Source organism: Halomonas sp. HMF6819, from assembly GCF_044335525.1.
GTDB lineage: Bacteria > Pseudomonadota > Gammaproteobacteria > Pseudomonadales > Halomonadaceae > Vreelandella.
On the sequence record NZ_JBIQVY010000002.1, the window covers coordinates 454,279 to 467,993 of the forward strand.

The 13,715-nt window shown below is 56.7% G+C and carries 13 protein-coding genes and 1 riboswitch; of the genes, 9 read left to right on the forward strand and 4 right to left on the reverse strand.

Annotated features, from left to right (window positions below):
• The 7 genes from cyoD (at position 1) to ACGLWX_RS08055 (ending at position 5,685) form a co-directional block, all read left to right on the forward strand.
• Complete coding sequence (gene cyoD, locus ACGLWX_RS08025; protein WP_252106560.1) at positions 1 to 330, forward strand: cytochrome o ubiquinol oxidase subunit IV; 330 nt, start codon at positions 1 to 3, stop codon at positions 328 to 330.
• Positions 288 to 1,208 carry a heme o synthase gene (gene cyoE / locus ACGLWX_RS08030; protein WP_252106561.1) on the forward strand — a complete coding sequence of 307 codons (921 nt, stop codon included), beginning with the start codon at positions 288 to 290 and terminating at the stop codon, positions 1,206 to 1,208. The genes cyoD and cyoE overlap by 43 nt, the downstream gene beginning before the upstream one ends.
• A gap of 192 nt (positions 1,209 to 1,400) precedes the next feature.
• The gene (locus ACGLWX_RS08035) at positions 1,401 to 2,315 is read left to right on the forward strand and encodes an EamA family transporter (RefSeq protein ID WP_396238798.1); all 915 of its coding nucleotides are present in this window, start codon (positions 1,401 to 1,403) and stop codon (positions 2,313 to 2,315) included.
• 153 nt (positions 2,316 to 2,468) lie between these two features.
• Complete coding sequence (locus ACGLWX_RS08040; protein WP_396238800.1) at positions 2,469 to 2,996, forward strand: outer membrane beta-barrel protein; 528 nt, start codon at positions 2,469 to 2,471, stop codon at positions 2,994 to 2,996.
• A gap of 166 nt (positions 2,997 to 3,162) precedes the next feature.
• The gene (locus tag ACGLWX_RS08045) at positions 3,163 to 4,224 is read left to right on the forward strand and encodes an HlyD family secretion protein (RefSeq protein WP_396238802.1); all 1,062 of its coding nucleotides are present in this window, start codon (positions 3,163 to 3,165) and stop codon (positions 4,222 to 4,224) included.
• Between the two features lie 97 nt (positions 4,225 to 4,321).
• Positions 4,322 to 5,395, forward strand: a complete 1,074-nt coding sequence (locus tag ACGLWX_RS08050; RefSeq protein ID WP_396239426.1) for a DUF2955 domain-containing protein — start codon at positions 4,322 to 4,324, stop codon at positions 5,393 to 5,395.
• A 110-nt stretch (positions 5,396 to 5,505) separates the two neighbouring features.
• Entirely contained in the window at positions 5,506 to 5,685 is a 180-nt protein-coding gene (locus ACGLWX_RS08055) for a CsbD family protein (RefSeq protein ID WP_252106565.1), read from the forward strand.
• A gap of 88 nt (positions 5,686 to 5,773) precedes the next feature.
• Here ACGLWX_RS08055 and ACGLWX_RS08060 read toward each other — a convergent pair whose 3' ends face one another.
• From ACGLWX_RS08060 to ACGLWX_RS08075, 4 genes are all read right to left on the reverse strand, one after another.
• Positions 5,774 to 7,444, reverse strand: a complete 1,671-nt coding sequence (locus ACGLWX_RS08060; protein ID WP_396238804.1) for a hypothetical protein — start codon at positions 7,442 to 7,444, stop codon at positions 5,774 to 5,776.
• A gap of 146 nt (positions 7,445 to 7,590) precedes the next feature.
• Complete coding sequence (thiC, locus tag ACGLWX_RS08065; RefSeq protein ID WP_396238806.1) at positions 7,591 to 9,471, reverse strand: phosphomethylpyrimidine synthase ThiC; 1,881 nt, start codon at positions 9,469 to 9,471, stop codon at positions 7,591 to 7,593.
• 38 nt (positions 9,472 to 9,509) lie between these two features.
• Positions 9,510 to 10,178 (reverse strand): thiaminase II, encoded by a 669-nt coding sequence (tenA, locus tag ACGLWX_RS08070; RefSeq protein WP_396239428.1) that lies wholly within the window; start codon positions 10,176 to 10,178, stop codon positions 9,510 to 9,512.
• Between the two features lie 77 nt (positions 10,179 to 10,255).
• A riboswitch (TPP riboswitch) is annotated at positions 10,256 to 10,410 on the reverse strand.
• Between the two features lie 82 nt (positions 10,411 to 10,492).
• Positions 10,493 to 11,437 (reverse strand): integron integrase, encoded by a 945-nt coding sequence (locus tag ACGLWX_RS08075; protein ID WP_396238808.1) that lies wholly within the window; start codon positions 11,435 to 11,437, stop codon positions 10,493 to 10,495.
• Between the two features lie 248 nt (positions 11,438 to 11,685).
• On the opposite strand from ACGLWX_RS08075, the gene ACGLWX_RS08080 reads away from it, so the two are divergent.
• Together ACGLWX_RS08080 and ACGLWX_RS08085 are read left to right on the forward strand one after the other, a co-directional pair.
• A complete protein-coding gene (locus ACGLWX_RS08080) occupies positions 11,686 to 12,819 on the forward strand; it encodes a hypothetical protein (protein ID WP_396238810.1) in 1,134 nt (377 codons plus the stop codon).
• Between the two features lie 96 nt (positions 12,820 to 12,915).
• Positions 12,916 to 13,671, forward strand: a complete 756-nt coding sequence (locus tag ACGLWX_RS08085; RefSeq protein WP_396238812.1) for a hypothetical protein — start codon at positions 12,916 to 12,918, stop codon at positions 13,669 to 13,671.
• Positions 13,672 to 13,715: the final 44 nt, after the last annotated feature.

Genomic DNA, 13,715 nt, shown 5'->3' on the forward strand with positions numbered 1-13,715 from the left:
ATGAGTTCTTCTTCTAGCCAACCGTCGGCCGATCACGGCTCCACCAAGTCCTACGTACTGGGTCTGATCCTGTCGCTGGTACTGACGATCATTCCCTTCGGGGCGGTCATGATGGGGCTATTCAGCACGCCGGTCACGGTCTGGATCATCGTGATCACGGCCGTGATGCAGATGCTCGTTCAGCTGGTCATGTTCATGCACCTGAACACCAAGTCGGACGAAGGGTGGGGCATGATGTCCTTCGTGTTCACTGTCTCTATTCTCGCCCTCGTGGTAGGAGGCTCCCTGTGGATCATGCATCATCTGCACATCAACATGATGATCGGCTAACCACGATGCCTAGCCGGCGGCAGGATCTGCTGGAACTAACCAAACCCGGTATCATCGGCGGCAATCTAATTGCCGCCATCGGGGGCTACTTCCTGGCCGCCCAAGGACAGTTCGATCTGGTGACCTTCGCCGCCGTGCTGCTCGGTATCGCGTTGATCATTGGGTCGGCCTGTGCTTGCAATAACGTAATCGACCGGGATATCGACGCTTTGATGGCGCGCACGCGCCATCGCCCGCTGGTTCGCGGTAGCGTGTCGATCACCCAAGCGCTGGGGCTCTCGGCGCTGTTGGGCGTTTGCGGCGTGGTATGTCTGGCGCTGGGCACCAACGGCCTGACCGTGGCGCTGGCCGTGATCGGTTGGGGCGTTTATGTGGGCATTTATAGCCTTTACATGAAGCGCCACTCCGAGTACGGCACGCTGGTGGGCAGCCTTTCCGGCGCGATGCCGCCGGTAGTGGGTTACTGCGCGGTGACCGGCACGTTCGACAGCGGCGCGATCGCGCTGTTGGTGATCTTCTGCCTGTGGCAGATGCCGCACTCCTACGCGATTGCGATCTTTCGCTACGCGGACTACCAGCGCGCCTCCATTCCGGTGTTGCCGGTAGTGCGCGGTATCAAGACCGCCAAGCACCACATTCTGGGCTACATCGTGGCCTTCATCCCGGCCTCGCTGGCGCTGGGATTGGCAAGTCAGGCGGGCCTGGGGTATCTCTGCGTGGCGCTGGTGATGGGCTTTTACTGGCTCTACCTGGCGCTTCGAGGCTACCGCCTGGAAGACGACGTGCGCTGGGCACGTCAGGTATTTGGTGTATCGATTCTCACCATTACCGCGCTGAGCATTATCATGGTGCTCGAAGCGGTGGTACCGATGGCCTAGTCCGCTCGCCTTTCAAGGCTTGCGCGAAAAACGCCCGAAGGCCTGGCCTTTGGGCGTTTTTTTATGGGCGACGCAACGCCAGGTTTTCTATCTTCTCAAGACTTTCGGTTTTCTCGCACCCAAGCGTCGAGCCGGTGCGTGTAACATGGGCCGTCGAGTCGCCCTTAACCCTTTTCAAGGCCAATTTTCGCCATGCAAACGACGTCTTCGCCCCTGCCGCGACACATTGCCATTGCGCTGCTGGTCACAGTGGCCTGCATGTTCGCGGCCAATCACGTCTCGGCGCGGCTCGCTTTCGACAACGGAACCGGGCTCTTGCTGGCCATCCTGACGCGCTCCGGGGTGGCGTGTAGCATTTTGCTCACGCTGGTCATTCTCAAGCGCAAGCGGCTTTGGCTGCCCAGGCGCACCTGGCCCTGGCAGCTGATGGTCGGTGCCTTGATCACGGTGCAGAGCCTAGCGCTCTACTCGGCGGTGGCGCGGCTTCCAGTGGTCATCGCGCTGCTGCTGACCAACACCTTTCCCATTCAGCTTGCGCTGCTGACCTGGCTTTTGGGCGGCCCCAGACCGACGCTTCGCCAGTGCGTCATCATGGGCATCATTCTGCTCGGGCTGCTCGTAGTGCTCGACATTCCGGCCTGGCTGATACAGGCCGAGGCGCTGGGAAGTGATTGGACGCTGGGCATCGGTTTTGGGCTGCTCTCGGCGTTCGTGTTCGCAAGCGCGCTCTGGATCACCGAACACCGGCTTTCAGGAGTGGGCAGCACGCTAAGAAGCCTGCTGACCATGCAGACGGTGTTTATCGCCATGCTCGCCGGCGCCGCGCTGGGGGTCGTTCCGGGCGGGATGAACCTGCCGGAAAATTCCCAGGGTTGGACCGGGCTCGTGCTGCTGGCGTTTTTGTACGGCGCCGGTTTTTCGACGCTTTTGATCTGCGTGCCGCGCCTGGATATGGCGCGCAACGCGCCGGTCATGAACATCGAGCCGGTGGCCTCACTGGTGTTTGGCTATTTTGTACTGGGGCAAACGCTTGGGCCGGTGCAGCTACTGGGCGGAACCGTTGTGGTCGGAGGAATCGTAATTCTCAGCCTTTCAAAAGTGCGTTGAGCCTGGCGGCTGATGCCAGGCCGTTCAAACGCGTCGGCTTCCGGCAGTACATGTCGTTAAATGGCCTGTATGTGACATTGCCCACAGAGTTAATGTTGGTTAGTCTTCCCCTGCTCGAAATAATACATAAGACTGAAAAGTTAGGGGTTGGGTATGAAGTATGTAGTCAAATTAGCCGCCGTGGCGGCACTGTGGGTTAGCGCGGGGGCGTCGGCACAGTCTTTTCAAGCCGGGTATCCGCAGGCGTATGCTGGCACCGATGCCATGGCCTGGCGAGCGGATGTCAGCGGCGTGGATGACGACCTGACATCCGCCGCGCTACGGCTGGTGGGCGGTATCAAGCTGGATGACTATCTGGCCGTCGAGTTTCATGGGGCGACAGGCGGCTCCGACGATATCTTCGGTCAAAAGATCGAAATGGACTATCTGATCGGCGGCTTTTTGAAAGGTATCATTCCGGTAGCCGACGGTGCCCGTTTTTACGGTCTGCTGGGTTACTCAGAGCTCAAACTCTCGGCGGACGGTGCTGGCAGCGACCGCGACGACGGCATTTCATTTGGCGGCGGGGCCGAGGTCGATATCAACGACACTTTCGCGCTAAGCGCCGACCTGATGAGGTACTTGAGCCCATCGGAATACGACTTCGACGCCCTGAGCCTGGGGCTTCGCTACCGTTTTTAATCGGTGCGATAAAAAAGCGCCAAAGCTGCAAGCCCCACCCACGAGGTGGGGTTTTTATGGGCGAACGAAAATCGAGCATATTGTTAGCACGCTAATAATGGTGTAGACTAAGGTATTGTTTGAACAGACCCCGGCCACGCCGGGGTTTTTTGATGAGTGAATTCCGATGTCTCCCGATCAGCGCTTTACCCGATGGGTAAGGGTAGCTTTGGCTGCCTTTGCTCTTTTGTTCGTCTATTTTCTGGTGGCCGACAGCTTCATGCCGTTGACCCCGCAGGCGCGCATCATGCGCCCGGTTACGCGCATCGCCCCGGAGCTCAGCGCACCGGTGGTCGAGGTGGTCGTGCGCGATCACCAGCTCGTCGAGAAGGGCGACGTGCTGTTTCGCCTCGACGCCGCGCCCTACGAAATCGCCGTGGAGAAAGCCCAGCTCGACGTCGAGCAGGCCGCCCAGGAGAACGACCGCCTGCAGGCCGACCTGGCCGCAGCGCGGGCTTCACTCAGCGCTGCCCGGGCAAGCGCGAGCGAGCTCAACAGCGAACGCGAGCGCGCGCAGTCGCTGGTGGGGCGCCAGAGCATTTCGCGCCAGCAGTACGAGCAGCGGGTGTCGGCGGCGAATACCGCCAACGCCGACGTGCGCGCCGCCGAAGCGAAGATCACCAGCCTCGAGGCGCAGCTTGGTGAAGAAGGGGATGCCAACCTGCGCCTGCGCCAGGCCCGCAATGCGCTGGCCAACGCCCGATTGGATTTGGAGCGCACCGAGGTGCGCGCCTTCGAGGCGGGGCAGGTGACCAACCTGCAGCTTCAGGCCGGCGACTACGTTCAGGCGAGCCAGCCGGTGCTGGCGCTGGTCGGTAACGGTGCTGACATCGTGGCGGACTTTCGTGAAAAGAGCCTGCGCCACGTGCGCGTGGGCGATGAAGCGAAGGTCGTGCTGGACGCGCTGCCCGGCCATATTTTCGCCGGCCACGTGACGGCGCTGGATGCCGGCGTGCGCGAGGGGCAGGTCAGCGCCAACGGCCAGCTCGCGGATATTCCCACCTCTGACCGCTGGGTGCGCGATGCTCAGCGCCTGCGCCTGCACGTAGCACTCGACGCGCCGCTCGAGCAGATGCCGCCGAGCGGCGCCAGGGCCAGCGTTCAGCTTCTACCCGGCGAGCATACGCTGGCGCACCCGTTCGCCTGGCTGCAGGTACACCTGATCAGCTGGCTACACTATGTCTACTGAGCCAATCGAGCCGACCGAGCCCACCGGCACGAGCGCCCCGGAGACCGCGCAGGTCGGCTCGTCGACAGGTTCGAGCCGCCGTCGTGCCTGGTCGATCATGCCCTGGGTGAGAAAGCGCGGTGAAGGCTCGCCTGCGAAAAGCCCTCGCGCGGCGATTCTCGATGAAAACGGCCTGCGGCAGTGTCTGCGGGTCGCCGGTGGAGCCACGATTGGCTTTGTGATCAGCAAGCTGATGGGCTGGAACTACGGCGTTTTCTTTACCGTGTTTCCGATGTTTCTGCTTGGCATGGTGCCGCTGCTCAACGCCGGGATCATCCGCCAGTTTCTGGGCAACGCCGCTTTCAACGTGGTCGAGGTCAGCCTGATCATCGGCCTTTTGCAGCATATGCCGGTGGTGATGACGCTGGTGGTGCTGGGTATCTTTTTGTTTCGCTTCAACCTGATGGCGAAAGGGCCTCTGTTTCTGTACGCGGCCAACGGCGTGGTCACGCTCAGTATCCTGCTGCACTTCGCAAGCTACCCAGGCGTGGATCTGAGCGAACTTTTGACCGCGAACCTGCTGGCGAGCGTGCTGGCGGTGATCATCGCCATGCTCATGCACACGCTCTTTCCTGACGTCTCGCCGCGACAGCCGCCGCCACGCGCGGAGAAAACCGCCGCACAGATTCGTCATGAAACGCTGCTGGGCGGCATTACCGCCACGCTATCGTTTGTCGTGTTTCAGACGTTCGATCTGCGCGATTCGCTCTCCGCGCAGATGGCGACGGTGCTAGTGCTGTTCGCGATGGGCTATGCCGGCGCCCAAGTGTCATCGATCAGGCGCATCATCGGCACGCTTTTGGGCTGTAATATGGCGCTTTTGATTCAGCTTCTGCTTTACAGTCAGAGCCACCACTTTTTGCTGGTGATCATGATTTACTGGTTGGGATTGATGCTGTTTGCTCGCGAACACGTGCGCGAAGCCGGTGGCTCCGGCGTCGGATTTGGTGGCATGACGACGCTGGGTATTTTGTTTGGCCAGTCGCTCGGGCCGAGCCAGGACCTTGTTTATAGTGCCCTTTATCGGTTCTCCTCCATGTTCGTGGCGCTGGCGATCACGCTGATGGTAATGTCGTGCCTTCACTCCTTGCTCAATGTCTGGACGGCCACTGCGCTGCCAAAAAGAAATTGAGGCAACTTTTTTCGCACCGTCTACTCTAAGAAATACCTGCACTGCTGATAGACATCGACGTCTTCCTCGCATGCAGCGTATTTCCTACTAACGGATTAGAGGTAATCATCATGTCAGGTGCAAACGAAGACAAAGCGAAAGGTGCTGCTAACAAGGCCGCTGGCAAAGTGAAGGAAGCCGTGGGTAAAGCCACCGGCAGCGATAAGACCGAAGCCAAGGGTCACGCTCAGCAGGCAAAAGGCGAAGCGCAAAAAGGTAAAGGCGAGCTGAAAGACGCTGCCAAGAAGTAACTACACCGTCAAAATATTAAACAGGGGCCTTCGGGCCCCTGTTTTGCTTTCTACGTTTGATGCTCGCGAACCATTTGTTCAAGCCCGCTCAATCGGCCATCTCGATGGCAAAGCTCGTTTCAAGCCCCGCATCACCCACCGATACCCGCACTTCCAGGCTGTCGTAGATCTCCCCATAATGGTTAAGCCATTCGATGTCGTCTTCCGAGACGTTTTCCTGGGGCGATTTGGTCAGCAGGTCTGCCAGGGCTGTGTAAAGATCACCGGTCGCGAAGATATTGAGCAGCAGGTCGTCATCGGCGGCCGGCGACTGTAGCCCGCGTGTTACTTCTGCCGGGTCATCGAGTCCAACGCCCAAGGCCAGCGCCGATTCCGACATTGCCGCGTAAAGGCTCGATACCTGGGGAGGCAAGTGGCGGCTCTTGATCCGCTGGGGCTCGCCGTTGGGCGTGAGCGCCACCTCGTTGAGCTCCGGCAGGAAGGCGACGGCGTTTTCCAATAGCGTTAAGGGATTCGATGACGCCAGGGTCAAAAGCCCTGTGGCCATGGGGTCGCCCTTGGCAAGGTAGAGTCGATCGATACGCGCGCGGAGCCCCGAAAGCGCCGGGGCGATCATCATCGCCATTGGGTCGCTCGTCAGCGCGCTGGTCTCGTCCCACAGAGTGTTGAGCTCCTGGAGGTCGTCGCAGCTAAACGGCGCCTCGCGAATTTGGCGCGCGTAGGTGTCAGCGAGCTCCAAAAGCACCGGCAGGTCGAGCCCCAGCCCGAAGCTTGCCAACCCTTCTCGCTGGCCCAGCCCCGGCACCGGGGTCACCAGCCGGCGAAGGTCGCGCACGATCTCGTCGTCGGTTTGCACGATCATGTTGACCTCCGAGCGGCCCCTCAAATCGTACGCGCGCGAGCCCACCGTCAGGCCGGGAAAGCGCCCGGTCAAACGGTCGATATCGGCCTGGCAGGCGCTCAGATCCAGCGGCTCTTCGCCGAGTGCATCCAGCAGCGCGCGCGTCGCGGGGTGGCTGGGCGAGCCGAGCTCACTCAACACCCGCGCGGTCCGGATCTGCCCTGTACCGAGCGGCGTGAAGCCGTAGCGGCGCTCGATCTCGGCAAGCTCGCCGGAGTCTTCCATGCTCTCATCCGGCAAGCGCTTGCCAAGTATTTGGGTGAGTAGCTCGTCGCTGGCATCCCCGGGTATCAAGGAGACCAGCGCCTGGCCGTCGACGATGGCGAGCATGAGTTCGACGTCGTCTTCCGGCGTGATCCGCCAGTAGTCGGTGCCCTCGACACGGCCGGTGCGCGGCTCAAGTCCCGCCCGCTCCACTACTCGCTCGAAGGTATCGCGAAACGCCGCTTCGTCTTCCAGCTCGAAGCGCATCACCGGCAAAATGCCCAGCCCGTAAAGCGCGACGTTCGGCGAAACGTTGATGCCGCGAGCGTGAAAGTCCGCCAGCGTGTCAACGTCTTCGAACTCTTCGCCCAGCGCAATCATCAGCGACAAAAAGGCCTGCGCCTGCTCGTTAGGCTCATTTCGCCGCTGCTCGCGCAGCATCTCCAGGTCTCGCTCGAGCCCATCGCCCAGCAGCATCGTGCGCTGATAAAACTCGAAAACCTCTTGCTGGTCCAGCGTCTCCCGCGTGGCCATGAAGTAGGGGGCGTTGGCCGGAATATAGCTGAGCATATCGGTTTCGGCGGCCTGAGCATCGAGGCTTGCGCCGCCAACCAGCAGCGCGAGGGAGGTGAACAGCGGTACTTTTTTCATCATGTTAAATCCACTAGCGTGTACACGTTGGCTGATGGGAGTAGCGGTTTAAAAGCATAACCCGCCTGATGCACGGCGGGGGCATGCACCTTTAAAAAAATGCCCCCGACCGCGCTAACGGTCAGGGGCATTCGGCGTGGCGCCCGGCGCTACACCTTCTGGTAGAGCGCGCTTCCTTCGCGGCGGAATTTCTCCGCCTGCTCTTCCATGCCTTGCTGCGCTTCACTGACCGGGTCGCGGTCCTTGTAGGTATCGCGCACTTCCTGGCTGATCTTCATCGAGCAGAACTTCGGCCCGCACATGGAGCAGAAGTGTGCCACCTTCGCCGAATCCTTCGGCAGGGTTTCATCGTGATATTCCCGCGCGGTGTCCGGGTCCAGCCCCAGGTTGAACTGGTCTTCCCAGCGGAACTCGAAGCGCGCTTTCGAGAGCGCGTTGTCACGGCGCTGCGCTGCCGGGTGGCCCTTGGCGAGATCCGCCGCGTGGGCGGCAATCTTGTAGGTGATGATGCCGGTCTTCACGTCTTCCTTGTTGGGCAGGCCCAAGTGCTCCTTCGGCGTCACGTAGCAGAGCATCGCGCAGCCGAACCAGCCGATCATGGCCGCCCCGATGCCGGAGGTGATGTGATCGTAACCGGGCGCGATATCCGTCACCAGCGGCCCCAGCGTATAGAAGGGCGCCTCGTCGCAGTACTCGAGCTGCTTGTCCATGTTCTCTTTCACCAGATGCATGGGTACGTGGCCGGGGCCTTCGATCATCACCTGCACGTCGTGCTTCCAAGCGATGTGGGTCAGCTCGCCCAGGGTTTTCAGCTCCGCCATCTGCGCTTCGTCGTTGGCATCGGCAATCGAGCCCGGGCGCAGGCCGTCACCCAGTGAAAATGCCACGTCGTACTGCTTGCAGATCTCGCAGATCTCCTCGAAGTGGGTATACAGGAAGCTCTCCTGATGGTGATACAAGCACCACTTCGCCATGATGGAGCCACCGCGGCTGACGATGCCGGTGACACGATTCGCGGTCAGCGGCACGTAGCGCAGCAAAACGCCCGCGTGGATGGTGAAGTAGTCCACGCCCTGTTCCGCCTGCTCGATCAGCGTGTCGCGGAACACCTCCCAGGTGAGGTTTTCCGCCACGCCGTTGACCTTCTCCAGCGCCTGGTAGATCGGCACGGTGCCGATGGGCACCGGGGCGTTGCGGATGATCCACTCGCGGGTTTCGTGAATGTTCTGACCGGTGGAAAGATCCATGATGGTATCCGCGCCCCAGCGGATACCCCAGGTCATCTTGTCGACTTCCTCTTCGATGGACGAGGTAACCGCCGAGTTGCCCAGGTTGCCGTTGATCTTCACCAGGAAGTTGCGCCCGATGATCATCGGCTCGCTTTCCGGGTGGTTGATGTTGTTGGGGATGATCGCCCGGCCGCGGGCGACCTCGTCGCGCACGAATTCCGGGGTGATCTCCTCCGGAATGCTGGCGCCAAAGTTCTGGCCGCGGTGCTGGTGGCCCAGAATGCGCTCAACTTCCGCCGTTCCAAGCGCTTGGCGGCGCTGATTCTCGCGAATAGCGATGAACTCCATCTCCGGGGTGACGATGCCCTGGCGTGCGTAGTGAAGCTGGGTCACGTTCTTGCCGGCTTTCGCCCGGCGCGGCGTGCGCTTAAGATCAAACCGCAGCTGGGCAAACATGGGGTCATTGGCGCGGCGGTTGCCGTACTCCGAGGTCAAGCCCTCGAGAAATTCGGTATCGCCGCGCTCCTCGATCCACGCCCGGCGCAGCTCCGGCAGGCCCTGGCGCAGATCGATCTGCGCGGCGGGGTCGGTATAAGGGCCGGAGGTATCGTAGACCAGCAGCGGCGGGTTCTCCTCGGCCGCGCCACTGGTGGTGGTCGGCGAAAGCGTAATTTCGCGAAACGGCACGCGAATGTCGGCCCGCGAACCCTCGATATAGCGCTTTTGGGAGGCGGGCAGCGGCGCGATGGCGGCGGCGTCGACTTTGGCGGTTTCGGCCAGGAAGTTCTGGGTGCGGCTCATGATGAGAGTCTCTCGTTATGGTTATCGTTAGGGTCGCGCTAGTCGGTCAGGTCCAAGCCCATTTGCCAGAAGTCGATCTCCAGGCGGGTGGCATCGCGAAATATCTTTGAAAGCTCTTCAAAGCGCGCCGGGGTGACGTCCTTCAAGCGGGCGTTCAGCCATTGGAGCTCCGTTTGCATCGCCGCCTGGAACTCCTCGCCTTCGTACATGGCGATCCAGGCGTCGAACGGGTTATCGCCGCCGCGCACCGTGGTGCCCTTGGCGTTGAGCCAGTTGGCGATCTCGCCGTAGCCGACCAGGCACGGCGCCAGCGCCACGTGCAGGTCCAGCAGGTCGCCGCGGCTGCCGGTGTCCAGCACGTAGCGGGTGTAGGCCATCGTCGCCCGCGCCTCGGGAAGCTTGGCCAAATCCTCTTCCGAGATACCCCACTCGCGGCAAAAGCCGATATGCAGGCCAAGCTCTACATCGACAATGGCTTTCAGTCCTTCGTGGGCTTGGCGCAGGTCGGCAAGGGTAGGGCTTTTATAAGCGGCCAGCGCGTAGGCGCGGGCGAAGTGAATCAGAAACAGATAGTCCTGCTTCAGGTAATGGCGAAAGGAGTCATCGGCCAAGGACGCGGTGCCCAGCTGGCGCACGAAATCGTGCTCGATGTAGGCGCGCCAATCGTCCTGGCAGGCGGTGGTCAGATCGGTAAAGCAGTAGCCCATATATCCTCCGGGGTAGAGATCCGAAGGGCAGGCGAGAAGATCGAGGAAATGGCACGGAAGGGGAATGAAGCATTGCACCGTCGCCATCGCTTGATCCCTACGCCGGTACCCGCGCTTTTTTTGAATAAGCGCATTAGCCGGATCAGGTTCAGCGGGACCAGCGCTTGGAGCTCTTAAAAGAGCACGCCCTGCGCCATCTCAGCCGGATTCACCGGCACCCCGTCAAGCAAGTAGTCTCGGCGAGTCTAGGGCTGGGCGGGGAGAGATGCAAGGGGAAGAAAACCGCACAGCTTCAGGTGACTCAGGCGGTGCCGCTAACCCAACGGACTTTTAACCCCTGCAAAGTCATTACCCAGCACATGCGTATATATCTGAGTGGTTTCGACGCTTTTATGCCCCAGCAATGCTTGCAACGTGCGAATGTCCGTCCCTTGGCTAAGCAAATGAGTCGCGAAACTATGCCGCAAAGAATGGCATGATCCAGGGCGAGTTAAAGACGCCGCGCGCATGGCATGTTTAACAGCTTTTTGTACGACAGAAGTATGAAGGTGATGCAACACGATGCGGCCCTCATTATCGAAGCAGGGCTTTGAAGAAGGAAAAAGCCACTGCCATGCGAGTGACACACCTGCGTTCGGGTATTTGCGATCCAGAGCATAGGGCAGGGATACAGGAATAGCGTTAGTTTCAATACGAGCTAAAAGCTGCTGTTCAGCCACCTGAATATGAGTGCTTAACGCTGTCTCACAAGAAGGCGGCAATAGCGTAGTGCGGTCTTTATCGCCTTTACCTGAACGGATAGTAATGATTTGACGTGCAAAATCTATATCTTTTACGCGTAACCGACAAGCTTCGGATACGCGTAATCCAGCGCCGTACATCAGCGATGCGATCAGGTGTATGGAACCGGATAGGTGCTCAAACACACCCATAACCTCTTGGTGGGAAAGCACGACAGGCAAGCGCTGAGGGCGTTTAGCTCGGCTAAAATGACCAATTTCACCCAACGGCTGATCTAAAACGTGGCGATAAAGAAATACGATGGCATTGAGAGCCTGGTTTTGCGTCGCCGCAGCAACGCGTCTTTCTACTGCGAGATATTCCAAGAATAGGCGCACTTCATTGCCCGCCATATTGGCAGGATGTCGCATTTTGTGGAAACGAATGAAAAAGCGAATCCAGTAGCAATACGTTTTCTCAGTGCGGAGGCTATAGCGTTTTACCCGTAAGGTAGCCCGGACCCTATCCATTAGCTTCATGGGGGTATCCCTTTGTATTAATTTTATATGTATTTATATACAGTATTATTGAAAATAGCAAATCGCGCCAGCACGCGAATTTTGGATAGGCAGCCAAAATTTGCTTTGCTAGCAATAGAATCAATGAGGTAGATTTGATCAGAGCGGCTAGATAACCTCAATGAACGTGCTGGCACGTTCATTGAGGTTATGCAGCCGGCTATATAATCACTGTTATGTGTCATCCGAAATAATTGAGGAGTACTCAAATGGATGTGTTTTCGAATATTTCGGGACTATCTGAAGATAAGTTACATGAAAAATTTAAGCTATTGAGAGATGAGCCATATTACGCTGGAGCCAAAAGAATCATTGAAGAGTGGACACAGGACTTCCACGATAGAGATAATAAAATTGCTCTCGAATTCCAAACAACTTTTCACTCATCTTTTTGGGAGTTTTATCTACACGCTGTTTTTCAAAGACTTGGACTGAATATAAATGAGAAATACAGTAGACCAGATTTTATTATAGATGGTGAGCGAGAGTTTTATGTTGAAGCTGTTGTTTCTGAAATAAAGCAAGGAGGAACTCCTGAATCAGAGAGGTCGCCAAATGACATATTAAGTATGCTTGAGCCGATTCAAACTGACAAAGAGTTCTCACTACTAATAGACGAAGCCGTTGTGAGACACTCGAACTCAATATATTCGAAACTAAAAAAGTATAATGGATATACAAATAATAAAGGTAAATGGGTCGGTGGATATAAAAGTTGTGACTGGATAAACGACTCGAAGCCTTATATTGTCGCATTATCTTCCTACGATCAGATCCAGTATGGAAAAGAATACATTTACTCAATGTTTGCATTGTTGTACGGCTTATATTACTCACCTGAAAGAGATCAGTATGAGAAAAGAGATTATGTAAAAAAACCAAATACCGACTCCAATATACAAATAGGCATTTTCAATGCTGAGGAAATGAAGGATATATCAGCGATTATATTTACCAATGCACTAACACTGGGGAAATTATCTTCACTAAGTAAGTCTACAGGACACGATCTAGCTCATGTGCTTAATGTAAGGTATGACAGAGAAGCACCACATTATAAAATTCATGAGGTTAGCTCTGATCATCCAGAAGATTTACTCGATGGTTTATATGTGTTTCATAATCCAAATGCGAAGATTAAATTTGAATGTGAAGAAATAAAATCCAATCATCTTGTTGAGTTTTCACTCGATAGTGTCGGTATAGGGATGGAAGGAGGAAGAGCTCCTATTGTCGCAAGGTACTGTTCTCCAACAGGCCATGCTCTACGTGATCTTCTGATGTCCACCGCTGCCAGTAATTACAATAAAACAATTGCTTATGACTTAATTAAAGCTGATTAAAATACATAACAAAAAATTCCAGCGGACAGCCTTCGGCAGCCGCTGAATTTGGCGTTAGGACAGCGCCGCCGGGCGTAGCATCGAGGGAGATGTGCTTTGATTGAAAAAATGAATCGGGTCAACAACCCGTTAACGATTATCGCTTTATTCGCCGCTTTCGCAGAGGTTGCCAGCACTATTTCGCTCGGTCTACTGGATCCCTCGGTACAGAAAATTTTTGTCTGGTTTGTAATGCTTTTCCCCGTTTTAATAGTATCGGTTTTCTTTTTAACACTTAATTTTAATAATAAAGTTCTTTATGCGCCAAGCGACTTTAACGATGAAAAAAATTTTCTTAAATTTGCGAATTACGCAAATTTCGCAAAAAGTAATTTGGCGCTTGTCGAAGCAAAACTAGATGCTCTCAAAGATGAGCTTTGTAGAGATTACGGCAGCGACATCGATGTTGATGAAGCCGAAGACGGCAACTCCCATAGTAGACTCAAGTGGCACTTAGATAAAATAACAGAAATGCTGGAGTTTACGCGCGGTGCTTCTGTCGAATTTGAAGGCTCTGATGAGTTTAAAGAAGCTTTTAATGAGATATCGAAAACCAAGTCTGGGGTGCTCGATAAATTTGAAAAACGACAAGACGATTGGTCGTACGCTGAATTCGAACGCGCGCTTGAGGAGGCACTAGGTGATGTTTACGGGAACTATCAGACCGCAAAAGCAACTATCATCGAAGCTGACCGGCGAGGCATCTGGCCGAAAACAGTGAAGCGGTATGTTGAATCGAACTTCAAAGCTTTCGGCAATCTCCCGATAGAATTAAATCCTATTGGGCGGCGGCTTAACCTGTTCTCGGAATAACGATTTTATCCTAACGTATCGCTGCAGTTGACCGTCCAAAGCGC